The sequence below is a fragment of the Kitasatospora sp. UYEF31 genome, assembly GCF_057291755.1.
This window is the reverse complement of sequence record NZ_JBXAWK010000021.1, coordinates 26,588-52,546: the sequence shown is the minus strand read 5'-3', so window position 1 is coordinate 52,546 and position 25,959 is coordinate 26,588. Positions and strand designations below refer to the sequence as shown.

At 69.6% G+C, this 25,959-nt stretch carries 18 protein-coding genes and 1 pseudogene; 3 read left to right on the top strand and 16 right to left on the bottom strand.

The window, feature by feature from the left end; translation table 11 throughout:
- Positions 1-182: 182 nt before the first annotated feature.
- Both AC0Z36_RS13205 and AC0Z36_RS13200 read left to right on the top strand, forming a co-directional pair.
- Positions 183-1,910, top strand: a complete 1,728-nt coding sequence (locus AC0Z36_RS13205) for an acyl-CoA synthetase (protein WP_485463012.1) — start codon at positions 183-185, stop codon at positions 1,908-1,910.
- Between the two features lie 160 nt (positions 1,911-2,070).
- Positions 2,071-3,045, top strand: a complete 975-nt coding sequence (locus tag AC0Z36_RS13200) for an SUKH-3 domain-containing protein (RefSeq protein WP_485463011.1) — start codon at positions 2,071-2,073, stop codon at positions 3,043-3,045.
- 60 nt (positions 3,046-3,105) lie between these two features.
- Here the strand turns inward: AC0Z36_RS13200 and AC0Z36_RS13195 are convergent, their stop codons facing one another.
- The 13 genes from AC0Z36_RS13195 to AC0Z36_RS13135 form a co-directional block, all read right to left on the bottom strand.
- Positions 3,106-4,851 carry an ABC transporter ATP-binding protein gene (locus tag AC0Z36_RS13195; RefSeq protein WP_485463010.1) on the bottom strand — a complete coding sequence of 582 codons (1,746 nt, stop codon included), beginning with the start codon at positions 4,849-4,851 and terminating at the stop codon, positions 3,106-3,108.
- Positions 4,848-6,653 (bottom strand): ABC transporter ATP-binding protein, encoded by a 1,806-nt coding sequence (locus tag AC0Z36_RS13190; RefSeq protein WP_485463009.1) that lies wholly within the window; start codon positions 6,651-6,653, stop codon positions 4,848-4,850. Before AC0Z36_RS13190 ends, AC0Z36_RS13195 begins: the two co-directional genes overlap by 4 nt.
- Before the next feature lie 128 nt (positions 6,654-6,781).
- Positions 6,782-7,207: a hypothetical protein gene (locus AC0Z36_RS13185; protein WP_485463008.1), complete on the bottom strand. Its 426-nt coding sequence runs from the start codon at positions 7,205-7,207 to the stop codon at positions 6,782-6,784.
- A 313-nt stretch (positions 7,208-7,520) separates the two neighbouring features.
- Positions 7,521-8,624, bottom strand: coding sequence for a glutamate 5-kinase (gene proB / locus AC0Z36_RS13180; RefSeq protein WP_485463052.1), 1,104 nt, complete (start codon positions 8,622-8,624; stop codon positions 7,521-7,523).
- 102 nt (positions 8,625-8,726) lie between these two features.
- Positions 8,727-10,202, bottom strand: coding sequence for a GTPase ObgE (gene obgE, locus AC0Z36_RS13175; protein WP_485463007.1), 1,476 nt, complete (start codon positions 10,200-10,202; stop codon positions 8,727-8,729).
- Positions 10,203-10,430: 228 nt separating this feature from the next.
- Positions 10,431-10,688: a 50S ribosomal protein L27 gene (gene rpmA, locus AC0Z36_RS13170; protein ID WP_485463006.1), complete on the bottom strand. Its 258-nt coding sequence runs from the start codon at positions 10,686-10,688 to the stop codon at positions 10,431-10,433.
- 14 nt (positions 10,689-10,702) lie between these two features.
- Positions 10,703-11,017 (bottom strand): 50S ribosomal protein L21, encoded by a 315-nt coding sequence (rplU, locus tag AC0Z36_RS13165; protein WP_485463005.1) that lies wholly within the window; start codon positions 11,015-11,017, stop codon positions 10,703-10,705.
- 324 nt (positions 11,018-11,341) lie between these two features.
- Complete coding sequence (locus tag AC0Z36_RS13160; protein WP_485463004.1) at positions 11,342-15,019, bottom strand: Rne/Rng family ribonuclease; 3,678 nt, start codon at positions 15,017-15,019, stop codon at positions 11,342-11,344.
- A gap of 219 nt (positions 15,020-15,238) precedes the next feature.
- Complete coding sequence (locus tag AC0Z36_RS13155) at positions 15,239-16,021, bottom strand: TIGR03936 family radical SAM-associated protein (RefSeq protein WP_485463051.1); 783 nt, start codon at positions 16,019-16,021, stop codon at positions 15,239-15,241.
- 180 nt (positions 16,022-16,201) lie between these two features.
- Positions 16,202-16,912 (bottom strand): hypothetical protein, encoded by a 711-nt coding sequence (locus AC0Z36_RS13150; RefSeq protein WP_485463003.1) that lies wholly within the window; start codon positions 16,910-16,912, stop codon positions 16,202-16,204.
- A 76-nt stretch (positions 16,913-16,988) separates the two neighbouring features.
- Positions 16,989-17,411: a PIN domain-containing protein gene (locus tag AC0Z36_RS13145; protein ID WP_485463002.1), complete on the bottom strand. Its 423-nt coding sequence runs from the start codon at positions 17,409-17,411 to the stop codon at positions 16,989-16,991.
- A complete protein-coding gene (locus tag AC0Z36_RS13140) occupies positions 17,412-17,630 on the bottom strand; it encodes a type II toxin-antitoxin system VapB family antitoxin (RefSeq protein ID WP_485463001.1) in 219 nt (72 codons plus the stop codon).
- Between the two features lie 174 nt (positions 17,631-17,804).
- On the bottom strand, positions 17,805-19,733 hold the full coding sequence (locus tag AC0Z36_RS13135; protein WP_485463000.1) for a TIGR03960 family B12-binding radical SAM protein: 1,929 nt from the start codon (positions 19,731-19,733) through the stop codon (positions 17,805-17,807).
- 242 nt (positions 19,734-19,975) lie between these two features.
- Here AC0Z36_RS13135 and AC0Z36_RS13130 point away from each other — a divergent pair, with 242 nt between their 5' ends.
- Positions 19,976-21,766, top strand: coding sequence for an arabinofuranosyltransferase AftB family protein (locus tag AC0Z36_RS13130; protein ID WP_485462999.1), 1,791 nt, complete (start codon positions 19,976-19,978; stop codon positions 21,764-21,766).
- 110 nt (positions 21,767-21,876) lie between these two features.
- On the opposite strand, the gene rodA is transcribed toward AC0Z36_RS13130, so the two are convergent.
- The 3 genes and pseudogenes from rodA to mreD form a co-directional block, all read right to left on the bottom strand.
- Complete coding sequence (gene rodA / locus AC0Z36_RS13125; protein WP_485463050.1) at positions 21,877-23,070, bottom strand: rod shape-determining protein RodA; 1,194 nt, start codon at positions 23,068-23,070, stop codon at positions 21,877-21,879.
- Between the two features lie 47 nt (positions 23,071-23,117).
- Positions 23,118-25,322: a penicillin-binding protein 2 gene (gene mrdA, locus AC0Z36_RS13120; RefSeq protein WP_485463049.1), complete on the bottom strand. Its 2,205-nt coding sequence runs from the start codon at positions 25,320-25,322 to the stop codon at positions 23,118-23,120.
- Between the two features lie 131 nt (positions 25,323-25,453).
- A pseudogene (gene mreD, locus AC0Z36_RS13115) lies at positions 25,454-25,957 on the bottom strand (rod shape-determining protein MreD); the annotation flags it as partial.
- Positions 25,958-25,959: the final 2 nt, after the last annotated feature.

Sequence of the window (25,959 nt, the reverse complement as noted above, 5' to 3'; positions counted from 1 at the left end):
GCCGACGTGGTGCGCGGCCCCGTGCCACTTCCGCCCGCAGCCGCCCGGGGCCAGAATGCGGCCCACTTCGCATCGGTGTGGGCCGCGCGCCCCGGGCCCCGCCGTCGACCACCCGTCCACGACCGTTTCAGCCAGGACCGCTCGTCCCAGGCCGCTCATCCACGACCGTCGGGAGCACCCACGTGACAGCGCCACTCGCACCTGCCGTTCTCGCCCGCCGCCACACAGTCTCCGACCTGCTGGGCCGTACCGCCGCCCGCTTCCCGGCCAAGACCGCGATCGTCGACGGCGGGCTGCGGCAGACGTACGCCGAATTCGATCTGACCGTGACCCGTGCTGCCAACGCCTTCACCGCACGGGGCGTGGGCAAGGGTGACCGGATCCTCCTCCTCGCCCGGAATTCGCACAGCTTCGCGGTCGCCTTCTTCGCCCTCGCCCGGATCGGGGCGGTCTCCGTACCGGTCAACTTCATGCTCAGCGGCCCGGAGGTCGCCTACGTCCTGGACCACAGCGGCGCGGCCGGGATCATCGCCGGCGCGGACCTGCTGACGGTCGCCGACGAGGCGCTCGGGGAGGTGGGCCCGGAGTTGAAGGTCCGTACGGTCATCGGCTCCGTGCCGGGACCTGCGGGCTCCGTGCCCGGAAACGCCGGCCCCGTGCCCGGAAACGCCGGCCCCGTGCGGGGAACCGAGCCCTCCGCATCTGGAGCCGGGAACTCCGCAGAAGCCTCGCCAGGCCCCGTTCCTGCACCCGGTCCCCTCCCCACCGCTCTCTGGGAGCCCTTCACCGCCCTGACCTCCTACGAGGACACCACCGCACCCGACGTCGACATCCTGGACGACGATCCGGTGCAGATCATGTACACCTCCGGCACTGAATCCCGCCCCAAGGGTGCGGTGCTGACCAACCGGAACCTGGTCGCTCAGTACGCCACCGCGATCATCGACGGGGGCATGACGGCCGATGACGTGGAGATCCATGCGCTGCCGCTGTACCACTGTGCACAACTGCACTGTTTCCTAACGCCGGACGTCTACCTCGGGGCGACGTCGGTCATCCTGTCCGCGCCTGATCCGGCGACGGTCCTGGCCACTGTCGAAGCCGAACAGGTCAGCAAGCTCTTCTGCCCGCCCACTGTGTGGATTTCGCTGCTGCGGCACCCCGACTTCGACACCCGGGACCTCAGCAGCCTCCGCAAGGGCTACTACGGGGCCGCGGCCATGCCGGTGGAGGTACTCGCCGAACTGCGCCGCCGGCTCCCGGAACTCGCGTTGTACAACTTCTACGGCCAGACCGAGATGTCACCGGTCGCGACGATCCTCGGCCCGCAGGACCAGGCGCGGAAGGCGGGTTCGGCCGGCCGCCCCGGGCTGAACGTCGAGACGCGGGTGGTGGACGAGGAGGACCGCCCCGTGCCGCCCGGCACGGTGGGCGAGATCGTGCACCGTGGGCCGCATACGATGTTCGGCTACTGGAACGACCCGGAACGTACGGCGGAGGCCTTCCGGGGCGGCTGGTTCCACAGCGGCGACCTGGGTGTGTTCGACGACGAGGGATACCTGAGCATCGTCGACCGCAAGAAGGACATGGTGAAGACCGGTGGCGAGAACGTGGCCAGCCGGGAGGTGGAGGAGGCGATCCACACGCATCCCGCAGTGGCGGAGGCGGCGGTGTTCGGCATCACCCATGAGTACTGGATCGAAGCGGTGACCGCCGTGGTGGTCCTGAAGCCGGGTGAGAAGGCGTCCCCCGAGGAGATCATCGAGCACTGCCGCAGGCGCCTCGCAGGCTTCAAGACGCCGAAGTACGCGGTGATCATCGACGCGCTGCCGAAGAACCCCAGTGGCAAGATTCTCAAGCGCGAACTGCGCGACCACTACGCTGACTTGGCCCGGCAGAGCCAGCTCTGATCAACCCGGCAAGCCCTGCCCTACCGCGCCCAGGCAGGGGTGACAACAGCACCCCCGGGCAAGGACGAAACCGCAGCCCTGACCGTGGGAGCCACCACCCGTGGGAGCCACCACCCGTGGGAGCCACCACCCGTTGGAGCCACCACCCGTTGGAGCCGCAGTGAAGCCACGCAAGCGGGTCTACCCGGCCCCGAAGCCTCCAGCTCCCCCACCCGTACCGGAACGCTTCCCACCCGACGTCGACGCCGCCCTGCGCGCCGCCGGATGGTCCCCCGGGCGGGATGTCAGCGCACAGCACACCGACTGGATCCGCCGGATGAACGCGGAGCTCACAGCGCGGGGCGTGCCCGGCGAGGTGTTCCCCGGACTCGAAGCCGCCCTCGCTGAGTTCGGCGGGATCAAGGCGAAGCCAAGGGGTTCAGGTGTCACCCGCACCGGGAGCCACTTCTCCATCGGCGACAGCCCCGTCCGGGTGAACGCGCCCAGCGCCGAAGAGCTCAGGGAGTGGCTGGGCGGATTGACACTGCCCCTGGGCACCAGCGGCAGCAGTCGAAACGACTCGCAGTGGAGCCTGCTCAACATGGCCGACACGGGGGCCGTCTACCTGTTCCACCCCATCGGGGGCTACTTCTACGAAGGCGCGTCCATCGATGAGGCACTGATCAAACTCGTCCGGGATGTACGTGGAATCCCGATCGAAGATCCCCTCCCGGAGAGCTCCGCCGTCGGTCTCCCCCCGACCCTGGGTGTCCTGGAGTTCGCCGGCCGCACGCACCGCCGCCCAGGGCCCCACCATGGGCTTGGTCCGCAACTCCACCCCGTACTCAGGGAGTTCTTCGACTCCATGTGGCCCAGCAGCCGGACGCCGCACATCGGCCGGTGCGTCGAAGCCGTCCTCGTCTCCGACCGTCTCCGGGCGATGCAGGAGCACTGGGGCGACCGCCGGATGGACGACTTCTGGGCCCGGGAGTTCTTCGCTTCGGGCGCGGCCACCGTCACCGTGACCCGCGCGGGACGGGCCGATGATCCTGAACGCGGGGTGTACGAGCCTCCCTGCCGTTCCTGCGCCGCCATGCTCGCCCACTTCTGGATCGAGCCCCGCCCGCCCGCGTCGGTCATGCTCGGAACATCGTGACTCCCTGCCCCGGGCATGGTCGACGCGCTTCGACCTCCCCGGCCGGCCCCCGCCTTCCCCTTACTGGTTCCAGGACTCCCACAACGCCGCGTAAGACCCGCCCGCCGCCAACAGCTCGTCATGGCTGCCCAGTTCGGCGATCCGCCCGTCCTCCACCACCGCCACCCGGTCGGCGTCGTGCGCCGTGTGCAGCCGGTGCGCGATGGCGATGACCGTACGGCCTTCAAGCACGGCCGCGAGCGACCGCTCCAGGTGCCGGGCGGCTCGCGGGTCGATCAGCGACGTCGCCTCGTCCAGGACGAGCGTGTGCGGGTCCGCCAGTACCAGCCTCGCCAGTGCCAGTTGCTGGGCCTGCGGTGCGGTCAGCGCCGCCGCCCCGTCGTCGCCGACGACCGTGTCGAGCCCGTCCGCCAGCCCAAGGACCCAGCCGAGGGCGTCGACGGCCGCGAGAGCGGACCGTACGACGTCTTCTGGCGCGTCGGGCGCGGCGAGGCGCAGGTTCTCCCGCACGGTGCCGCGGAACACGTGGTGTTCCTGGGTGACCAGGCAGACCTGGCCGCGCAGTCCGTCCAGCGACAGGTCCACGAGCGGCACGCCGCCGACGGCGACGGTGCCCGATGTGGGCGGGTGTATGCCGGCGAGCAGTCGGCCCAGAGTGGACTTCCCGGCGCCCGACGGACCGACGACAGCTAGGCGTTCGCCGGGCCGTACGGTCAGGTTGACGCCGTGCAGGACCTCACGTCCGGGCACGTATTCGTACCGGACATCACGGACCGTCAGAAGTTGACTCTTCGGGACTTCACCGGTCAGCGTACGGTCGGCCGGCACCTCGGCGACGCCCATCAGCCGGGCCAGCGAGGCTCCGGCGACCTGGAGTTCGTCCAGCCAGTTGAGCAGCTCGTCCAACGGCGTGATCATGATCTGCAAGTACAGTGCCGCGGCGGTGACTTCACCGAGGGTCGCCCAGCCGTGCAGATAAGCCCAGCCGCCGATCGCCAGCGAGAAGGCCACCGGGGCGACGAATGACATGTCGAGCGCGGGGAACCACCACATGCGCAGCGAGAGGGTGTAGCGCTCGGCCGCGTACGATCCGGCGATGCCTTCGTCCGCGCGTCGCGCCCTTTCGTATTCGAGGCGCAGCGCCTCGACCGTACGGGCGCCTTCGACGGTTTCCGCGAGTGAGTCGGTGACCTGCGCCCAGCTGGCGTTCTCCCGCAGGTAGCCCTGCGGGGCGCGGTTGAGGTACCACCGGGTGGGCAGGACGATCAGCGGCACCACGAGCAGGGGGGCCAGCAGGAAGACGGGGTTGAGCAGCGCGAGCGCGCCGAGCGTGAGGGTGACGGTGACGATGCCGACGAGGATTGCGGGGACGGCCCGGCGGGCGGCCTTGCCCAGGGCGTCGACGTCGCGTGAGGCGCGGGTGAGCAGGTCGCCGCTGCCTGCGGCTTCCACCGTGGAGAGTGGCAGTGCGAGGACCCGTTCGATGAACTCCTCGCGGATCTCCGCGAGCAGTCCCTCACCCAACCGCCCGGCGGCCACAGCCGCTTGACGGATGATCAGGACTTGGGCGAGCAGCGCGCCGGAGATCCCGAGGGCGAGCATGTTGACGTGCCCCAGGGAGGTGCCGTCGCGCACCGCCTCCACGAGGGAGCCGAGGAGGCGCGGGGCGAGGAGCCCGGCGACTGCGGCGAGCCCGTAGAGTCCGACGGTGACGGCCAGTTCGCGCTGCCGCCGGGCGAGCAGCCGCACCGCTTGGGCGCGGACCTGCTTGCCGTCGGCGACCGGCAGCAGTGTCTGGGTGCTCACTTTTCCTCACTGCCGGGGGTCGGGCTGCCGGGGGTCGGGCTGACGGGGATCGGGCTGACGGGGATCGGGCTGGCTGCGTCGGGGCCGGTGGGGGCCGCAGGGGCAACGTCAACGTCGGCTGTACGGGTGACCAGCGCGCCGTAGCGCGGCTCGTCGGTGAGCAGGGAGCGGTGTGTGCCGGTGGCGGCGACGAGACCGTCCTCGACGTACACCACGCGGTCGCCCGCGGCCAGGAGCAGCGGGCTGGTGGTGACCACCACGGTCGTGCGGCCTTCGCGGAACTCCCGGATGCGGTGGGCGATGCGGGCTTCGGTGTGTGCGTCCACCGCGCTGGTGGGTTCGATGAGGACGAGCACCTCGGGGTCGTCCACCAGCGCCCGGACCAGCCGGAGCCGCTGCACCTGGCCGCCGGAGAAGTCCCGGCCGCGCGCGGCGGCGTGCGTGCGCAGGCCGTCGGGCAGTGCGTCGACGATGTCGTCGGCGGATGCCGTGTGCAGTGCCTTGGTCAGTGAGCCGGTGCGGTGCGGGTCGAGTTCGTCCTCCAGTGTGCCGGCGAAGAGTGCGGCCTCGTGGTGGGCGACCAAGATCGCGCGCCGGACGTCGGCGACGGCGAACCGGTCGAGTCTGACTCCGCCGTAGGTGACGTCCGCGTCGGTGTAGCGCCCGAGGCGGTCGGCGAGCGCGGGGCCGTCCCCTGGTTCGCGGCAGGCCACACAGAGGAGTTCCCCGGGGCGGACCAGCAGTCCGGAGACGCGGTCTTCGAGTGCGCCCCGGGCCGGGATCTCCACGGCTTCGGCGGGTTCGGCCACGCCCGGCTCCAGGCGCAGGATCCGGACGACCCGCCCGGCTGCGACGTGGCCCCGGACGAACTTGTCCGCGACCTCGGTCAGCGTGCCGAGCGGCCACTCCAGCATCGCCGCGTAGCCGTAGAAGGCGACCATCTGACCGACCGTCACATCGCCCTGTACGGCGAACCGCGCCGCGAGCCAGACACCGACGGACACGAACACGCCGGGGACCAGGAACTGTGCGGCCTCCAGCATCGATTCGACCTTGACGGTGCGTACGCCGGCCTGCCGTAGTTGCTGCGACTCGTGCCGGTAGCGGTCGGCGAACGTCCGCTCGCCGCCGATGCCGCGCAGGACCCGCAGGCCCGCCGCGATGTCGACGGCGCGGCCGGCCAGGCCGCCTTGGAGGTCGCGGTACGCCTGCTGGCGCCTGTGCAGCGGACGCAGCAGCAGGGAAGTGAGCCCGGTGAGGACCGGCACGCCGATCAGCACCAGGAGGCCGAGCGGCACCGACATGGCCAGGAGCATGAAGGCGATCACCATGACCGTGACGACGGCCCCGCTGCCCCGCGCGGTGACGTCCAATGCCTGGCCGAGCGCGCTGATGTCGGACGTACCGACGCCGACGATCTCGCCGGAGGAGACCTTGCGGGCCAGTGCGGCGCCGAGCCTGGAGGACTGCCTGGTCACCACCTGCACGGTGCGGTAGGCGGCGTCGAGGTAGTTCGACAGTGCGTTGCGGTGCCGCAGGATGCCGGTGGCGGCGGCGGTCACACCCAGGCCGAGGAGTGCGGCGGACCAGCCGAACAGCGCGCTTTCACTACGGGTCGTCGCCAGTGCGTCCACTGCCCGGCCGATGGCGGCCGGGAGCAGTGAGTGCGCCACCATCCAGATGGTGCCCCAGAGCATTCCGAGCAGGACGGGGTTGCGGTTGCGCGCGGCCAGCCACAGCAGGTAGCGGGTCGCGGACCGGATGTCGGGATCGCCGGGGTCGGCCACGGGGAAGGAGCGCATGGTCCGGCCACGCTATGGGGGCACCGCCGCGCGGGGCACCTGGTTTTCCCGCCCTCCGCCGCGTGGATCCTGGACAAAAGTGCCCTCAACGATCTCCAGAGGGAGCTTTTGTACATGACCTCGGCAGCTCAGAAGGGCTGAATCCGGCCCGGTGCGATCACACTCGGCGGTGTGACCTCCCCGTTGGCCCGCTGCCGGTGGGTGGCCCGGTCGACGACCTCAAGGCCGACGATCTCCCAGGGCGGCAGCCCGGCGGTGCGCCGGTGCTCCCCCCACAGCCGCAGTGCCATCGCCGCCGCGTCCTGCAGGTCGCGGGCCTGCTCCCAGTAGCGGACCTCCACGTGGTCCCCGGCGTAGCGCCCGGACATCAGGAACGGGTGCGCGTCGGCGAGTCTGCGCAGCGCGTCGCGGACGACGGCGGGCGGTTCGGGGGCGCCGGCGACCGTGAGCGTCACGTGCCACATCCGGGTCAGTTCACCGCAGCCCGCGGCCTGCACGGGGCGGGGGTCCCTGGCCCCGGGCGGGTCGGCGCCGGCGGCTCCCGGGCCTGGCATCGCCCGTGGCAAAGCCGTGTCGGGGCGGCCCCACGGGGCGTCCCTGCCAAGTTTCCGACGATCCGAACCCCGACTCGGCACCGGTCCGCCTCCCGTCACCCGGAACGCCGTCGCGGCGTCCCGTTCCCTGCCCGCCCTGTGGTGGGCCGTTCCCCTGCGGCCTGACGTGCCGAAGGTCCTCGGACAGCGCAGTGGCGCTGCGTTTCGTCCAGCGGTGCCGGGCTGGTGTCCGGCCCCGCCGCGGAGCGGTCGTGCGTTACAGCGCTCCGCCACGGTCCGACGCCCGACACCGCGGCGCGGGCCCGGGTACGGGTCAGCGGCGCAGCAGTACGAGGTCGTCGCGGTGGACGACCTCACGTTCGTACGCCGGGCCTAGCTCCCTGGCCAGGTCACGGGTGGACCGGCCGAGCAGCCCGGGAAGTTCCTTCGCATCAAAGTTGACCAGTCCGCGGGCGACCGTGTGGCCGTTTTCGTCAACCAGGTCGACCGGATCACCCGCGGTGAAGTCGCCGTCCACGCGGGAGATACCCGCCGGGAGGAGGGACATGCGGCGGGTGACGACGGCGTCGACGGCTCCGGGGTCCAGGTGCAGGCGGCCGTGTCCGGTGGTGGCGTGGGCCAGCCACAGGAGGCGGTCGGCCTGGCGTACGCCGGTGCGCCGGAAGAGGGTGCCGGTGTCCTTGCCGCCCAGCGCGTCCGAGGCGTGTGCGGCCGCGGTGAGGACGACGGGGATGCCGGCGGCGGTGGCGATCGAGGCCGCTTCGACTTTGGTGACCATGCCGCCGGTCCCGACTCCGGCTTTGCCGGCCTTGCCGATCTCGACGCCGTCGAGGTCGGCCGGGCCGCGGACTTCGGCGATGCGGGAGGTGCCCGGCCTGGAGGGGACGCCGTCGTACAGGCCGTCGATGTCGGACAGGAGGACGAGGAGGTCGGCGTGGACGAGGTGGGCGACCATGGCGGCGAGCCGGTCGTTGTCGCCGAAGCGGATCTCGTCGGTGGCGACGGTGTCGTTCTCGTTGACGACGGGCAGCGCGCCCATGTCGAGCAGTCGTTCGAGGGTCTGGTGTGCGTTGCGGTAGTGCGCCCGGCGCACGACGTCGTTGACGGTGAGCAGGACCTGCCCGACCCGGTGCCCGTAGCGGGCGAAGGACGCGGTGTAGCGGGCCATGAGGAGCCCTTGGCCGACGCTGGCGGCGGCCTGCTGGGTGGCCAGGTCCTTGGGTCGTACGGAGAGCCCGAGCGGTGCGAGTCCGGCGGCGATCGCGCCGGAGGACACCAGGACGATCTGGACGCCTTCGGCGCGTTTGGCGGCCAGGACGTCCACGAGGGCGTCGACGCGGTCCGCGTCGAGTCCGCCCGCGGCGGTCGTCAGCGACGACGAGCCGATCTTCACAACGATCCGCTTGGCGGACGTCACGTCCTCGCGCACTGTTCCAACTCCCCCTGGATCCGCCGCTGACCGGGGCCCCGGAACGATCCGGGGACCCGGTCAGCAGTGAGCACTACGGACTCTGGACTGTCAGTCCTCGATCTCGCGGTCGAACGGGTCGAACTCGGCGTACTCGGCCTCGACCGTCTTGCGGCCGTGGTACTCCGCGTCTGCCTCCAGGCGGCGCTGGGCGGCGGGGCGGGCCTGGTCCAGGCGGTGGTCCTCGCCGCGGCGGCCGAGCATCTCCGCGCCGGCGGCGATGGTCGGGTCCCAGTCGAACACGACGCCGTCGACTTCCGGGTTGCCGATGATGACCTCGGCGCCGGGGGTGGCGCCGGCCTTCCACAGCGACTCTTCGACGCCGAGGCGGGCGAGCCGGTCGGCGAGGTAGCCGACTGCCTCGTCGTTGCTGAAGTCGGTCTGCTTGACCCAGCGCTCGGGCTTGGTGCCGCGGACGAGGAAGGACTCGTTGTCGCGGGTGATCGTGAAGCCGTTGTCGTCGACCGCCATGGGGCGGAGCACGATGCGGGCGACCTCGGGCGGCGGCGCGCTGTCCCGGGCCTCCTTGACCAGCGCGGCCATCGCGAAGGAGAGCTCGCGCAGTCCCTTCCGGCTGACGGCGGAGACTTCGAAGACCTTCAGGCCGCGGGCTTCGAGCTCGGCGCGGACGATCTCGGCGAGGTCCTGGCCGTCGGGCACGTCGGTCTTGTTCAGCGCGACGATGCGGGGCCGGTCCTCGAGACCGCCGTACGCCTTCAATTCGGCCTCGATCATGTCGAGGTCGCTGATCGGGTCGCGGTCGGACTCCAGCGTGGCGCAGTCCAGCACGTGCACGAGCGCCTGGCAGCGCTCGACGTGGCGGAGGAACTCCAGGCCCAGGCCGCGGCCCTCGCTCGCGCCGGGGATCAGCCCGGGAACGTCGGCGAGGGTGTAGACGACCTCACCGGCGGTGACCACGCCCAGGTTCGGGATCAGGGTGGTGAAGGGGTAGTCGGCGATCTTCGGCCGGGCCGCGGACAGCGTCGCGATCAGTGAGGACTTCCCGGCGCTCGGGTAGCCGACGAGTGCGACGTCGGCGACCGACTTCAGTTCGAGGACGTACTCCCCGCCCTGGCCGCTCTCACCGAGCAGCGCGAAACCGGGCGCCTTGCGGCGCGGGGACGCCAGCTGCCAGTTGCCGAGGCCACCGCGGCCGCCTTCGGCCAGGACCATGGTGGTGCCGTTGCCGATGAGGTCGCCGACCTCGGTCTCGGTGCCGTCCTCGTTGATCCGCTTGACCACGGTGCCGTCCGGAACCGGCAGGATCAGGTCGATGCCGTTGGCGCCACTGCGGTGGTCGCCCGCGCCCGGCTTGCCGTTGGTGGCCTTCTGGTGCGGCGCGTGGTGGTAGTCGATCAGCGTGGTGACGTTCGGGTCGACGAAGATCGTGACGTTGCCGCCCCGGCCCCCGTTGCCGCCGTCGGGGCCGCCGAGCGGCTTGAACTTCTCACGGTGCACGGAGGAACAGCCGTGACCCCCGCTACCTGCTGCGACGTGCAGCACGACGCGGTCGACAAAGGTGGCCACGGTGTTACCTCCAACAGATCGGGCCGGGGAGGAGTCTCCCTTGGTCCCGGTATGGATCAAATGTACATAGTGCGTACGGCGGAACCTGTCCGCACAAAAATCTGAGGGTGGACCGCGCGTGACGGTCCACCCTCAGATCTAGTCAGCTATGCGTGCAACAACGTCCGTACGGAATTTACTCCGGTTGCTACCTCTCGGAGGAGCGATGAGGACGTCCGGGTACGGAGACTACTCCGCGACCGGCACGATGTTGACGACGCGACGACCGCGGGCCTTGCCGAACTCGACCGCACCGGCGGCGAGCGCGAACAGGGTGTCGTCGCCGCCGCGGCCCATGTTCAGGCCGGGGTGGAAGTGGGTGCCACGCTGGCGCACGATGATCTCACCGGCGTTGACGAGCTGGCCACCGAAACGCTTGACACCAAGTCGCTGAGAGTTGGAGTCGCGGCCGTTCCGGGTGGAAGATGCGCCTTTTTTATGTGCCATTCTTCAGCCCGCCCTTACTTGCCGGAGTTGATTGCGGTGACCTTGAGAAGCGTCAGCTGGGAACGGTGTCCCATGCGCTTCTTGTAGCCGGTCTTGTTCTTGTACTTCATGATGTTGATCTTCTTGCCCTTGGTGTGGTCGACGACCTCAGTCGCGACCTTCCACCCAGCGAGGACCCACGGGTCGCTCGTCACAGCCGAGCCGTCAACGGCAAGGAGGACTTTGAGGTCAACGGTCTCGCCGGCCGCGGCCTGGAGACGGTCTACCTCGATGACATCGCCGACGGCAACTTTAAGCTGCCGACCGCCGGCACGCACGATCGCGTACACGTGGACCTGCTTTCTTAAGATCAACGGACCTCTGATGCCAGCCCGCCCGGGCCGGGTGCTTCCAGGATTCGAAAATCCCGTACGGAAGTCCCGTGGTCACACAGGGGGCCTCCCCCGTCCGCTGCAGATCCTCAGGACCCGGCAGGTATGGGAGGTGGTTGCTCAGTGGCTTGGCGTGAAGTACGCCGAAGATAAAGGTTACGGATACCGCCCTGTCCGGGTCAAACCGGCCCCCCGCAGTGCTGCGCGGGGCCGGTCTTCACCAGGGTCAAACAGGGTTCAAACGGGAGCCGGACCGGAGTCAGGCGGTGTTCGGTACGGAACTCAGGAAGCAGAGCCCGCAGGTGCCTCACCGGCGGCGTCAGCCGCCTGCGGGGCGCCCGCCGGGCGCGTGGCCCGCCGGGAGGGCTTGCGCGGGGCCCGGGCCGCCACCTTGCGGACAGCGGGAGCCCCGGCCGCTTCCTCAGCGGGTCCGGCTGCGGCCGGGACCGTGACGACCGCTGCGACAGCGGGGGCGACGGCCGGCGCGGCCTCGACCGGGGCCGGCTCCGGCGCCTGGGCGGCCTTGACCGCCTTGCGCCGGTTCCTGACCGCCTTCTTCGCCGGAACGTCCGCGACAGGCTCCCCTGTGGACTGGGCCGCGCGCCGGGCGACCGGCGCTGCGGCCACCGTCTCGACGACCGGCACCTCGGCGGCGGCCTCGGCGTCCGCCCTGACCGCGGCCTTCTTCGCCGCCGCCTTACGGGCCCGGGTCCGCTTGGCCGGAACCGTCGGCTCCTCGAATTCTTCGAACGCTTCGACAACCGGGGTGGCGACCGGCTTGACGACCGTCTCGGTGACCGTCGCGGCCACCGGGTCCTCAAGCGACTCGACGGCCGGCGATTCGACCACGACCAGTTCGATGCCGACCGGCTCGGCGACGTCCATCACGTCGACGAACAGGGCTGCGTCCGTACCGGCGTCGGCCGTCCCGACGGCCTCGTCCTGCTGACGGCCGCCCTTGCCCTTGCGGCGGCGCTTGCCGTTGCCGTTGGACTCCGGCGCCGGCTCGTCGCCCGTGCCGTTCACAGAAGCGTGCACAGCCTCGTGCGAACCGTCCGCGCCGTGCGCGTGCGGAGCGTCCGTGCCCTCGGAACCGTGCGAACCGTTCGAACCGTTCGAACCGTTCGAACCGTTCGGCGACTTGTCGCCGTTGCCCTTGGGCGGCTCGACCAGGTTCATGTGGACGAGCACGCCGCGGCCGTTGCAGAGGTGGCAGGTCTCCGAGAAGGACTCAAGGAGGCCCTGGCCGACCCGCTTGCGGGTCATCTGCACCAGGCCGAGCGAGGTGACCTCGGCCACCTGGTGCTTGGTGCGGTCCCGGCCGAGCGCCTCGATGAGGCGGCGCAGCACGAGGTCGCGGTTGGACTCCAGGACCATGTCGATGAAGTCGACGACGATGATGCCGCCGAGGTCCCGCAGCCGCAGCTGGCGGACGATCTCCTCGGCCGCCTCCAGGTTGTTGCGGGTGACGGTCTCTTCGAGGTTGCCGCCCTGCCCGGTGAACTTCCCGGTGTTGACGTCGACCACGATCATGGCCTCGGTGCGGTCGATGACCAGCGAGCCGCCGGAGGGCAGCCAGACCTTGCGGTCCAGTGCCTTCATCAGCTGCTCGTCGATGCGGTAGGTCGAGAAGACGTCAACCTCACTGGTCCACCGGGACAGGCGCGGGGCCAGGTCCGGGGCGACCTGCGTGACGTATCTCTGGATCTCCTGCCAGGCCTCGTCACCGGAGACGATGAGCTTGGAGAAGTCCTCGTTGAAGATGTCGCGGACGACGCGGGTGCGCATCTCCGGCTCGCCGTAGACGAGCGCGGGCACCGACGAGGTGATCATCTGCGACTTGCGCTTGATCTCTTCGTACTGCGCGTGCAGGCGTTCGACGTCGCGGGCCAGGTCGGTCTCCGAGGCGCCCTCGGCGGCGGTCCGGACGATCACGCCGGCGTCGTCGGGGACGATCTTCTTGAGGATCGACTTGAGGCGGGCGCGCTCGATGTCCGGCAGCTTGCGGCTGATGCCGGTCATGCTGCCTTCGGGCACGTAGACCAGGTAGCGGCCCGGGAGCGAGATCTGGCCGGTCAGGCGGGCGCCCTTGTGGCCGATCGGGTCCTTGGTGACCTGCACGAGCACGGTCTGGCCCGGCTTGAGCACCGACTCGATGCGACGCGGTCCGTTGCCGCCGAAGCTGACCTCACCGGCGTACAGGACCGCGTTGCGGCCCTTGCCGATGTCGACGAACGCGGCCTCCATCGACGGCAGGACGTTCTGCACCTTGCCCAGGTACACGTTGCCGACGTACGAGGAGGACTGCTCCTTGTTGACGTAGTGCTCGACGAGCACGTCGTCTTCGAGGACGCCGATCTGGGTGCGCTCGCCGGACTGGCGGACGACCATGATGCGCTCGACCGCCTCACGGCGGGCCAGGAACTCGGCCTCGGTGACGATCGGCACCCGGCGACGGCCGGCTTCGCGGCCCTCGCGGCGGCGGACCTTCTTGGCCTCAAGCCGGGTCGAACCCTTGATCGAGGTCACACCGTCTTCGGACATGTTGTCCGAGGCGGCGGAGTCACTGTGTGCGGCGTCACCGTTGCGGCCCCGGCCCTTGCGGGTGGTCTCGCGGGGCTCGCGGACCTTGACGACCGTGCGCTCGGGGTCGTCGGCGGCCGGGACCTCGTCGTCGACACCCGTGCGGCGACGGCGACGGCGGCGACGGCGGCTGGAGGCCGAGCCCGACTCGTCGTCGTCGTCCTCGTCGTCCGAGTCGTCCTCGACGGCGTGCGTGTCCTCGTCGGCGGGTTCGGTGGAAAGCGGCGCCGGGTCCGGAGAGTGCGTCGCACCGGTGGGCTCGTCCGCGCCGTCCTCGTCGTCTTCGTCCTGGTGGTCGGCACCGTCGGCGCGGGTGCGGCGGCGTCGTCCCCCACGGCGGCGGCGACGGCGGCGGTCGTTGCCGTCCTCGTCGTCGTCCTCGTCGTCCGCGAAGCCTTCGGCGTCGGAGTCGGTGTCGGACTCCGGCTCGGCCGGAGGCTCAGCGACCACGGGGACTGCGACCGTCTCGTCGTCCTCGTTGACCTCAAGGGTGAACGGCGCGGCGAGCCGGCTGCGGCGGGCCCGGCGGCGGCGGCTGCCGCCGCGGGCGTCGTCGTCCGGTGCGTCGTCCTCGTCCTGCGCGTCGACCGGCGCGGGTGCGGCGGGCGCGGTCGGCGGAGAGAAGACAGGTGCCTGCGGAGCCTGGAACAGCGGCTGGAACACGGGGCGACGGGCGGCCCGGGGCGCGCGCGCGGGGGGTTCTTCGACCGGGGCCGGTGCGGCCTGCGGGTCTTCTTCCACGATCACTTCGATCACCGCTACGGGTGCGTCGAACGGGACAGTGCCGAACAGCGTCTCTTCAGTGGCGACCGGCTCGTCAGCGGTCGTCACCTCCGTGGCGGGCTCGACGGTCTTCGCGGCGCGCTTGCGGGTGCGCCGGGCGGGGCGCTCGGCGACCGGCTCGGGCGCGGCCTCGGCCGGGGGCTCTTCGACCACGACGGCTTCAGGACCGGGCGCGGCTTCGGCGACCTTCTTGCGGGTACGGCGGCGCTTGGGTGCCTCGTCCTGCGCGGGTTCGGCCTCAACAACGGCCTGCGCGGCTTCGGCGACGGCCGGGGCGGCTGCCTCGACCAGCACCGGCTCCGCGGCCACGGCCGGGGCCGACGCCTTGCGGGTCGCCCGGCGGCGCGGGGTCTTGGCCGGGGCTGCCTCGGTGACCTCGGGGGTCGCCGCAGGAGCGGTCGGTTCTTCGTGTACGGCCGCCGGGGTGACCGGCTGGCCGGCCGCTGCTGTGGCCGGGGCCGGGTCCGGCTGCGGCGGGCCCGCGGGGCGGGACGCCGCCCGGCGGCGCCGCTTCGGGGCAGCAGGGGGTTCGGAATCAGTAGGTGTCAAGGGGGCGGCGTCCGGCGCCGTCCCGTTCGACTCGTTCTCGAGCATGCGGGTGTCGTCTCCCGTCGTGCTTCCGGGCGCTCCGGTTGACGGGCGCCGCACAGAAGCTGGTTTCACTCACAGGTCCCACTGCACGTCTGGCGGCGGCACCGGTGAAAGTCTGTCGGTTAGTGCCCCGGGTCGTTCGGTCGTCACCGGTTCGAGGCTTCAACGACTGTTCCGCCGGGCCGCCGCGCTAAAAGCTGTGCGCAGCAGTCCCCTGAGTGGTCAGGAGGTTGCGCGATCGGCTGCGAGCGGGTCGGACACCGTCCCGGTCGCGGGGTCGAGCGGCCCCTGTGCCAGCCGCGTCACCGAAGGCGGTGCGGGCGGTACGAGGTCGGCGACCAGCCGGAGGCCGGACAGAACGTCGTCGGGTCGTACAGCGGGTGTGGTGTGCCGTACAACCAGTCGCAGTATCGCACAGGCACCGCCGTCGGGCCCATCAACCGTCGAGTGACCTGCGTCAACCGTCGGTGCGTCGACCACTTCGAGGACCGCCACGGCGGCTCTGGCGTCGAACTTCCGCAGGCCGTTCTTGCCCATGCGTTCGACTTCGACGACTGAAGCCGCATTGAAGGTCGCCACGGCCTTGCGCGTGTCGTCGGGGGTGAGCCCGGCCAGACGCAGCTCCCAGACCGAGGCCTCCAGGCGCTCGGGGAGGTTGCCGCCGTGGCATTCGACGACTTCGAGCACGTCGAGGCCGGGGGGCAGCGACTCGTCGAGCTTGAGCCGCAGTTCCTCGGGGTCGAGCACCCTGGTGACGGCGATCTCGAGGTACTCGGCTTCGGAGGCCACGCCCGTGGGTGCGGCACCGGCGTAGCTGACCTTGGGGTGCGGGGTGAAACCGGCCGAGTAGGCCATCGGCACTTCGGCGCGGCGCAGGGCCCGCTCGAGTGCGCGCTGGAAGTCGCGGTGGCTGGAGAAGCGCAGCCGTCCGCGTTTGGCGTAGCGGAGCCTCAGCTTCTGGACCGCGGGCGCCGGGGGCGGCCCGTCGGGCGTACGTTTCGCCAGTTGAACTCAGTCCTTCAGACAAGTCGCCGCGAGGAATGGGGCGAGCCGGGGGCTTTCTTCTGCCCGCAGGATATCCCGCGCCCGCCGTCCCGCTTCAGCCGCCGGACCCGGCCCCGAACGCAGCCTCGATCCCGGCCTCGATGCCAGCCTTGATCCCGGCCTTGATCCCGGCCACTGGCCTCAGCCGCCGAACAGGGCCCGCAGCACCGTGCCCACCGCGCGTCCGACCGGGGCGACGAAGGTGCGCCACACCCAGGCGACGGGAACCGCGACCAGCACCCGGAACACCCAGGAGACCGCGTGCCCGACCGGGGTGAGGAGGTTCCGGTAGACCCAGGCCAGGGGCCGGACGATCAGGAAGTTCAGCACGATCGTGGAGATCCGCCAGGCGAAGCGCAGCGCGTCCCACAGGGCCCGGCAGACCGGCACGAGGATCTGGTGGATCAGCCAGGTCAGCGGGATGAAGATCAGGTATTCGAGCGGCTTGAGGATCAGCCAGGTCAGCAGGAAGAGCAGGCCGAGCCACAAAGGACGCAGGAGACAGAGCCACAGGAACCGGCCCACCGGTTCCAGGATGTACTTCCAGGTCATCCGCCCGAGCCAGCCGACCGCGCGCAGGACCGGCCACAGGAGCCAGTCCCACAGCAGGATCTTCAGGCCCTTGAGTACGGGGAACAGCAGCCAGTTCCACAGCGCGAGCCCGATGGGCTTGAGGAACCAGTCCCACAGGAGGGTCTTCACCCCCCGGCCGATCAGGCAGAGCAGCTCCCACAACAGCCGCAGCGGCACGACCACGATGACCGCGATGATCTTCGCCGGCCAGTAGACGACGCTGTAGAGACAGCCTTTAGGTGGCTCGTGGACGTACGGATTCTGCTGTTCAGGCTGCATCCTGTGTCCCCCGGTGACTACGGCGCGATTCGGGCGAACTGTACGCGCCTCCCCCGGGCGTACACGCGGCCGATCCTCAGAAGGTTCCCGGCGGCATCAGCCAGCGCACCGGCTGACCTGTGAGGTCAGCGACCGTGTCGAAGTCCCGGTCATAGTGCAGGACGGTCAGACCGCGGGCCTTCGCTGTGACTGCGAGCTGCAGGTCCACCACTCCGGCCGACCGGTGCTGGCTCTTCTCCGCGAGTTCCGCCTGAAGGCCCAGGACCTGGGTGCCCACGTCGTCAGGCACCGGAACCCAGGTGTACAGATCCGCGAGGGTCTCTTTCACCGCGCGGTATTCGCTACGCGACCGTGCTGAGTAGAGGATCTCCGCCTCCGTCGGCCAACAAAGCCCGATCCGCCCTTGCAGAAGGACTTCCCGCCAGACGACCAGAGCCTCAGGCCTGTTGAGTCGTTTGTACGCCGACTTGTCGATCAAGTAGTGCTCGACGCCTACCACTCAGCGCCACACCTCTTCCTCGAATCCAGGCTCGCGCATCTTGTCGAAAGCGCCGTCCTCCGCAAGCCGGAGCTGCTTCTCCAGCGCCAGTTCGCGGCGTAGCCGCGCTCCCGCAGCCACAAGCGCGGCGTTGACGGTGTCCTTCTTGGTCTTCGTGCCGAGGGCCTTAGCGGCAAGATCCAGAGCTGCGTCGTCTATATCGATGACCGTCTTGGACATGAAGCATCACCCAATCACTAGGTCTAGATATATCCAAACTGCCCGGCGGCGTAAATATATCATCGCCAAGTCAATGAGCCAGCCGCACAGCTACCGTTTCCTTCAGGAACGCCAAAGGCCCAGGTGACACAGCAGAACTGCATCACCCGGGCCCTCGTTATTCGTATATACGACCTACTGTTTGACCACCGTCAGCGGCAGCAGTGTCCGCCCCGTCGGGCCGATCTGGATGTCGAGGTCCAGCTGCGGGCACACGCCGCAGTCGAAGCACGGGTCCCAGCGGCAGTCCTCGACCTCGACCTCGTCGAGGGAGTCCTGCCAGTCGTCCCACAGCCAGTCCTTGTCGAGGCCGGAGTCGAGGTGGTCCCAGGGCAGGACCTCCTCCTGGAGGCGCTCGCGGGTGGTGTACCACCAGATGTCGACGGGGGTGTCGGCGAAGGCCGCCTCGGCGCAGGCCATCCACTGGTCGTAGGAGAAGTGCTCGGACCAGCCGTCGAACCGGCCGCCGTCCTCCCAGACCTTGCGGATGACCTTGCCGACCCGGCGGTCGCCGCGGGACAGCAGGCCTTCGATGAGGCCGGGCTTGCCGTCGTGGTAGCGGAAGCCGATGGCCTTGCCGTACTGCCGGTCCTTGCGGATCTCGTCGCGCAGCTTGTGCAGCCGGGCGTCGGTGCTGTCCGGGTCGAGCTGCGGCGCCCACTGGAACGGCGTGTGCGGCTTCGGCACGAAGCCGCCGATGCTCACGGTGCAGCGGATGTCGCGGTTGCCGGAGACCTCGCGCCCCTTGGCGATGACCTTCTTGGCCATCGCCGCGATCTCCATGACGTCTTCGTCGGTCTCGGTGGGCAGCCCGACCATGAAGTAGAGCTTCACCTGCCGCCAGCCGTTCCCGTACGCCGTCGCGACGGTCCGGATCAGGTCCTCTTCGCTGACCATCTTGTTGATGACCTTGCGCAGGCGCTCGCTGCCGCCCTCGGGGGCGAACGTCAGCCCGGAGCGGCGGCCGTTGCGGGTCAGTTCGTTGGCCAGGTCGATGTTGAACGCGTCGACGCGGGTCGACGGCAGCGACAGGCCGACTTTGTCCTCGGTGTAGCGGTCCGCGAGGCCCTTGGCGATCTCGGCGATCTCGGAGTGATCCGCGGAGGAGAGGCTGAGGAGACCGACCTCTTCAAAGCCGGTCGCCTTCAGCCCCCTCTCGACCATCTCGCCGATGCCGGTGATGCTTCGCTCCCGCACGGGACGCGTGATCATGCCGGCCTGGCAGAAACGGCAACCGCGGGTGCAGCCGCGGAAGATTTCTACGGACATCCGCTCGTGCACGGTCTCCGCGAGGGGGACCAGCGGCTGCTTGGGGTAGGGCCATTCGTCGAGGTCCATGACCGTGTGCTTGGAGATCCGCCACGGCACACCGGACCGGTTCGGGGCGACGCGCTGGATGCGGCCGTCGTCGAGGTAGTCCACATCGTAGAACCTCGGCACGTAGACCTGGCCGGTTACGGCAAGCCTGTACAGAACCTCTTCGCGTCCGCCGGGGCGGCCTTCGGCCTTCCAGGCCCGCACGATGTCGGTGATCATCAGGACGGCCTGCTCGCCGTCGCCGACGACCACGCAGTCCATGAAGTCCGCGACCGGCTCGGGGTTGAACGCCGCGTGCCCGCCCATGAGCACGATCGGGTCGTCGATCGTACGGTCCTTGGCCTCGATGGGGATACCGGCCAGGTCCAGGGCGTTGAGCATGTTCGTGTAGCCCAGCTCCGTGGAGAAGCTGATGCCGAACACGTCGAAGTCGCGCACCGGGCGGTGCGCGTCCACGGTGAACTGGGGTACGGAGTGCTCACGCATGAGCTTCTCCAGGTCCTGCCAGACCGCGTAGGTGCGCTCGGCCAGCACGTCCTTGAGCTCGTTGAGGACCTCGTACAGGATCATGACGCCCTGGTTGGGCAGCCCGACCTCGTACGCGTCGGGGTACATCAGCACCCAGCGGACGGCGGCCTCATCCCAGTCCTTGATGGTGGAGTTGAGTTCGCCGCCGACGTACTGGATCGGCTTCTGCACCAGCGGCAGCAGCGGTTCCAAACGGGGGAACAAAGACTCGACGGGCATGGAATGCCACCTTCCAGGGGCGGGGGTTCTGCACAACCGGCCCCGGAGCGGATAAGCGGACCTCCGGGACATCAGGGAGATTCAGCCCCCCAGGATATCCCCAACCCGGCCCGACACGTCCCGCCCGCGTACGGCGCCCTTTGTGCGTGCGCGAAGATGGGGACCCGTCGATCACCTCTCCAGGTACGCCGACCGCCTCTCCAGGAACGTCGACCGCCCCGCCAGGAAAGGAGTTCCACCCCATGAGCGTGCCGACCGCCTCAGCAGCGGAGGCCCTTGCGGCCGTTCCTGAACCGCCGTCCCCAGGGGCCCGCCGGCGCTCTCAGATCACCTGGTGGAACCGGTCGATCGCCCTCGTGAGCGCGATCCTGATGCTCGTCCTCGGCTATCACCTGCGGTGGATCTGTGACGATGCGCTGATCTTCACCCGCACCGTACGGGAGATCCTGGTCGGCAACGGCCCGGTGTACTCCCCCGGGGAGCGCGCCGAGGCGTCCACCAGCACGTTGTGGCAGTGGCTGCTCGTCCTGTGCGGGTTCGTCAGCGGTAAAGAGGACACTTCGGGCATCGCGTGGGTCCTCGGTCTGCTCCTGTCGGCGGCCGGTGTCGCCGTCGCGGTCGACGCGACCAGGCGGCTGCACAGCGCGCTGTCCGCCGGCAGGATCCTCCTCCCCTTCGGCGTCCTGGTGCTGCTGGCCCTGCGCCCCGTGTGGGAGTACGCCACCTCAGGGCTGGAGACCGGCCTCGGCACCTTCTGGACGGCCTCGTGCTGGTGGCTGCTCGTCAGACTGCGGCAGCGCTACGGCCGCCGTCTGCTTCTCACGTCCTGCTTCGTCTTCGGCCTGGGTCCCCTCGTACGGCCCGACCTGGCCATCGTCAGCGTGGTGTTCCTCGCCTCGACGTGGCTGATCGTCCGCCCGTCCTGGAAGCTGACCGCCGTGGGCGCGGCGGCGACCGGCGCGCTGCCGGTCGCGTACGAGATCTTCCGGATGGGCTACTACGGGATCGTCTTCCCGATGCCGGCGCTGACCAAGGAGGCCGGCTCCTCGCTGTGGGCACGTGGCGGGGACTACGCAGCCGACTTCGCCGGCCCGTACTGGCTCTGGCTTCCGCTGCTCGCCGTCGCGGTCGCCCTGTTCGCCCTCGGCTACGGACTGCGCCGCACCACCAAGGACCTGGTCGTCCTGCTGACGCCGGTCGTGGCCGGGCTGCTCCTGATCCTGTACGTGATGAAGGTCGGCGGCGACTACATGCACGCGCGCATGCTGCTGCCCCCGCTGTTCCTCCTGCTGATCCCCGTCTCGGTCGTCCCATTCACACGTGGTGTGCTGCCGCTGGTCACCGCCGGAACACTTGTGTGGGCGGTGGTGTGCGGTCTGACGCTGCGGGTTTCGTACGCCCCGGACGACATCGCGATCGACGACGAACGGGCCTACTACGCGGGTTTCACCCGCAACTCCCACCCCGTGGACGCCGAGGACTACCGGTTCACCCAGGAGCACCTGCGCCTGACGATCAACGAGGAGCTCGCCGCGGGACGGCGCTCACTGATCTACTTCGGACCGCAGTTCGCGGACAAGGTCGTCGTTCCGCTCAGCCCGGAGCACAAGGAACCGGTCGCCGTGATCGGCATCTTCCTGGGCGTGGTCGGCGTGATCACGCCCGTCGACGGCCGGGTGGTCGACTTCTGGGGCCTGGTCAATCCGGTCGGCTCCCGCCTGGAATACCCCGTCGGCAAGCCCGGCCACTCGAAGCCACTGCCACACACGTGGATGCTCGCGGACTACGCCGACCCGGCGGCCCCGGTCAGCCCGTTCGGCAGTTTCTACCAGCCCCAGCCGGTGACCCCCGAGGCTGTGGCCGCGGCACGGCACGCACTGTCCTGCGGTGACCTCAAGGAACTTCAGGACTCCGTACGGGAACCTATGAGCGCCGGACGCTTCTGGAAAAACCTCACCGGGGCCTGGTCCCGCACACAGCTGCGAATCCCGCCGGACCCGTTCGCGGCGGAGAAGAAGTTCTGCGGGAGCTGACCCGGCACGTCAGTTGACCCGTACGCGATGATCACGGGTTTTCCACGCTTCAGTTCACCGTGGAGCGTGGGAACCCGTGACCACCGGACGGAAAGACTCCAGAACAGGCCCTAGAGCCCGTGCTTGAAGCTCGCCCCGCGCATGTGCACCGACTGCAGCAGTCCGATCGCGATCCATATGGCGAACATCGACGAACCGCCGTACGACACAAAGGGCAGTGGCAGCCCGGCCACCGGCATGATGCCGATGTTCATGCCGATGTTCTCGAACGTCTGGAAGGCCAGCCAGGACACGACGCCCACAGCGATGATCGTGCCGTAGAGGTCGTCCGACTTGGCGGCGATCCGCAGGCCCCGCCACATGAGCACGGCGAACAGGCTGAGGATGACCCCGCAGCCCACGAAACCCAGTTCCTCACCGGCCACCGAGAAGATGAAGTCGGTCTGCTGCTCGGGCACGAACTGGCCGCTGGTCTGCTGCCCCTGGCCGAGCCCCTGGCCGGTCAGTCCCCCGGCGCCGATGGCCAGGCCGGCCTGCTTGAGGTTGTACCCGGCGCCCTGCGGGTCCAGATCGGGGTTCGCGAAAACCGCGAACCGGTTGATCTGGTACGGCGAGAGCAGGCCCAGCTTCCAGATCGCGACCGAGCCGACCACCGCGAGCAGGATCAGGCCCACGACCCACCAGATGCGGGCTCCCGAGGCGAGCAGCACCCCGAGCACGATCACACCGATGACCATGATGGTGCCCATGTCGGGCATCAGCAGGATGCAGCCGATCGGCACTCCGGCGACCAGCAGCGCGATGAGGACCAGTTTGTTCGTGGGCGCGTCTGCCTCACCGGCGTCCACCCGCTCGGCGAGCAGCATCGCCATCGCCAGGATCACCGCGATCTTCGCGAACTCACCGGCCTGGATGGAGAACCCGCCGCCGAGGACGATCCACGCCTTCTGGCCGTTGATCTCGCTGCCGATGACCAGCGTGGCCATCAGCAGGCCGAGCGCCGCGACGCAGACGAACGGGACGAAGGCCCGCAGCCGGCGGTGGCCGACAGCCGCGGTCAGGGTGAAGAGCACCAGGCCGATGCACAGGTTGAGCAGGTGCTTCTTCAGGAACGCGTTCGGGTCCCCGCCGGTCAGGCCGGTGCGGCCCTTGGTCGCCGACCACACCAGCACCGCGCCGACCAGGGACAGTGAGAACGCCGAGCCGAACAGTATCCAGTCCAGGCGGCGCGCGGGCGCGTCACCGCGGATCAGCCGCCTGGTCGTGGAGACCCGTGGGGTGAACGCCGCGGAGAACTTGCCCAGGTCGGGCTGGCGGTAGGCCGAAGGCTTGCTGGTGCCGAGTTTGAGATTCACTGCGTACGGCCTCCTCGGTAGGCGGTCCGCTCGGGCGGCAGCGCGGCAAGTCGCGTGAGCCCCAGGGGGTCACCCGAAGCCGGGCCGCCCCCGGAGACCGGGTACGCGGCGGGCTTGATGCTGCCGTCGGCGTTGAACACGGGGAGCGCGGTCGGCGGGTGCGGCAGGACGGCCGCCTCCGGCACGTACTTGCCCTTGTCGTCCACGCCGAGCAGCGCCTCGTAGATCTTCTTCACCGACGGACCCGAAGTGCCGGAGCCGGTGCCGCCGTGGCTGACCATCATCACGACCGCGTACTGCGCGTCGTTGGCCGGGCCCATCGTGGCGAACCACGATGTGGACTGCTGACCCTCCACCGACGCGGTGCCGGTCTTGGCTCCTATCGGCAGCTTGTCCATCGGCCAGTTGCCGCCGAACACACCCGCCGCGGTGCCGTTGTTCGAGACGCTGACCAGGGCCTTCTGGAGGTATTCAAGGGTGTCAGCGCTTATCGGCAGCTTGCCCTGGACCTCGGGCTTGATCTCGCGGACCAGCTTGCCGTCCGGACCCACTATGGCCTTCCCGATGGACGGCTTGTAGACGGTGCCGCCGTTGGCGATCGCCGCGTAGACCCGGGCCATCTGGAGGGGGGTGACGAGTGTGTCGCCCTGCCCGATCGCGGTGGTGACCGACTCGCCGGGCTTGAACTGCCAGCCGTCCACGCAGTTCTCCCGCGAGACCTGATCAGTCCGTTTGCACCAGGTGTCCTTGTTCTGCTCCCAGTCCTTCTTCCGGTAGGCGCGGTCGATGATCCGGCCGGCGGCCTCGCCGGGCAGGTCGATGCCGGTCTTCGAACCCAGTCCGTACGCCCTGGCCATGGTGGCCAGCGCCTCCTTCGGGTTCTTGCCGTTGATCCCGCCGTCCTTCTGCCACATTTTGTAGCCGAGGCCGTAGAACACCGTGTTGCAGGACACTTCGAGGGCGCGCTGCAGGGAGATGTCCCCGTAGCCCTTCGACTCCAGGTTGTGGAAGTTCATGTTGCCCACGGCGATGTCCGAGGTGCAGGGGTAATTCGACTTGCTGGAGAAGCCGTCCTCAAGCGCCGCCGACGACGTGACCACCTTGAAGATCGAGCCGGGGGCGAACTGCCCCTGGGTGGCCCGGGAGATCATCGGGACCCCGGCCTTCTGGTCGCTGAGCAGTTGGTAGTCCTGCTGCGAGATACCGCCGATCCACACGTTCGGGTCGAAGGTCGGGGCGGAGGCCATCGCGACGATCCGGCCGGTCTTGACGTCCATGACCACGGCCGCGCCGGAGTCGGCGGTGAACTTCTTGCCGGTGTTCGTGTCGGTCAGCCCGCGGGCGCGTTCGAGCGCGGCCTGCAACTGGTCCTCGGTGACCTTCTGGATCCTTGAGTCGATGCTGGTCACGAGGTTGTTGCCGGGCACCGGAGCGTTCTGCCCGGCGACTCCGGTGACCCGCCCGAGGTGGTCCACTGCCAGCTGGGTGATGCCGCTCTGACCGCGGAGGTCAGTGTCGTACGTGCGTTCAAGCCCGGAACGGCCGATCTCGTCGCTGCGCTGGAGGACGTCCTTGCCGGCCCTCTTCTGCTCCGTCAGTTCCTCGTCGCTGACCGGCGACAGGTAGCCGAGCATGTGCGCGGCGTTGGTCCCGTCGGGTGCCGGGAACTGGCGCACCGCGGTGGGTTCGGCGGTGACTCCGGGGAACTGCTCCCGGTGCTCCATGATCTGCAGGGCCTGCTCGGTGGTGGCGTTGTCGGTCACCGGGATCGGCTGGTACGGCGAGCCGTTCCAGCACGGCTTCGGGACGTCCCTGGCACACAGCCGGACCCGCGACTTGACCTGGTCGGCGGGCAGTTTCAGCACCTCGGCGAGCCGGGTGAGCACCGCGTTGCCGCGGTCGGGCATGCGCATCACGTCGGTCCGGCTGACCGACACCACCAGGGCGGTGCGGTTGTTGACCAGCGGGCGGCCCCGGTCGTCCAGGATCTGACCCCGTACGGCCTGGGTGACGACTTTCCTGACCTGGTTCTGGTTGGCCGCGGCGGCGTAGTGGTCGCCTTCGCGGATCTGCAGGAACCACAGCCGCCCGAACAGGGTGAGGATCAGGGACAGGACGAGCACCTGCAGCACGATCATGCGCAGCCGTACGCCGTGTGCGCCGTCACCACGCGACCGGCCGGCGTTGGCGAGGCTCGGCATCATGGTCGGGGGACCCCATTTCGTACGTGGAACAGTTCTTCAAAGACTGGTGCTGTTCAAAGCTCGGTTGTTCACATGCTCAGTTGCTCACATGCTCGGTTGCTCACATGCTCAGTTGCTCACATGCTCAGCAGCGGCTGCGGGTCGGCCCGCCGGGACAGGTGGGTGACCAGGGGGACGACGAACGGCGCGAGGATCACGTCGTAGAGCACGGCGGTGAGCAGCAGTTTGCCGAGTCCGGCGTGCCGGGCCGCGGTGTCGCCGACGAGTGAGCCGACCCCCGCGTAGAGCACGGTGGTGACGGCGGCGGCGACCAGCACGATGCCGATGATCCCCAGCACGGAGCGGCGGGAGCGGTCGGCGAACAGCCCGGCCGCGTAGCCGGCGACGCACAGCACGAAGGCGTAGCGTCCGGCGGCGTGGTCGGCGGGCGGGGCGAGGTCGGCGCACAGTCCGGCGGCGAAGCCGACTCCCGCGCCGAAGGCCGGACCGTACGTCAGGGCCATGCCCAGGACGATGAGCATCAGCAGGTCCGGGGCGGAGCCCGGGAGGCCGAGGCGGGCGAACACACTGACCTGGAGTACCAGGCCGATGAAGATCGCGACGATGGCGAAGAGCACACGGGACACGCGCACAG

What these genes read in the sequence shown, in the direction of transcription:
- AC0Z36_RS13190 (WP_485463009.1), bottom strand. Translation starts at nt 6,653, where the DNA reads ATGCGCTCCTTCCCCGTGGCCGACCCCGGCGATCCCGACATCCGGTCC.
- AC0Z36_RS13185 (WP_485463008.1), bottom strand. Translation starts at nt 7,207, where the DNA reads ATGCCAGGCCCGGGAGCCGCCGGCGCCGACCCGCCCGGGGCCAGGGAC.
- rpmA (WP_485463006.1), bottom strand. Translation starts at nt 10,688, where the DNA reads ATGGCACATAAAAAAGGCGCATCTTCCACCCGGAACGGCCGCGACTCC.
- AC0Z36_RS13160 (WP_485463004.1), bottom strand. Translation starts at nt 15,019, where the DNA reads ATGCTCGAGAACGAGTCGAACGGGACGGCGCCGGACGCCGCCCCCTTG.
- AC0Z36_RS13150 (WP_485463003.1), bottom strand. Translation starts at nt 16,912, where the DNA reads ATGCAGCCTGAACAGCAGAATCCGTACGTCCACGAGCCACCTAAAGGC.
- AC0Z36_RS13140 (WP_485463001.1), bottom strand. Translation starts at nt 17,630, where the DNA reads ATGTCCAAGACGGTCATCGATATAGACGACGCAGCTCTGGATCTTGCC.
- AC0Z36_RS13135 (WP_485463000.1), bottom strand. Translation starts at nt 19,733, where the DNA reads ATGCCCGTCGAGTCTTTGTTCCCCCGTTTGGAACCGCTGCTGCCGCTG.
- AC0Z36_RS13130 (WP_485462999.1), top strand. Translation starts at nt 19,976, where the DNA reads ATGAGCGTGCCGACCGCCTCAGCAGCGGAGGCCCTTGCGGCCGTTCCT.
- mrdA (WP_485463049.1), bottom strand. Translation starts at nt 25,322, where the DNA reads ATGCCGAGCCTCGCCAACGCCGGCCGGTCGCGTGGTGACGGCGCACAC.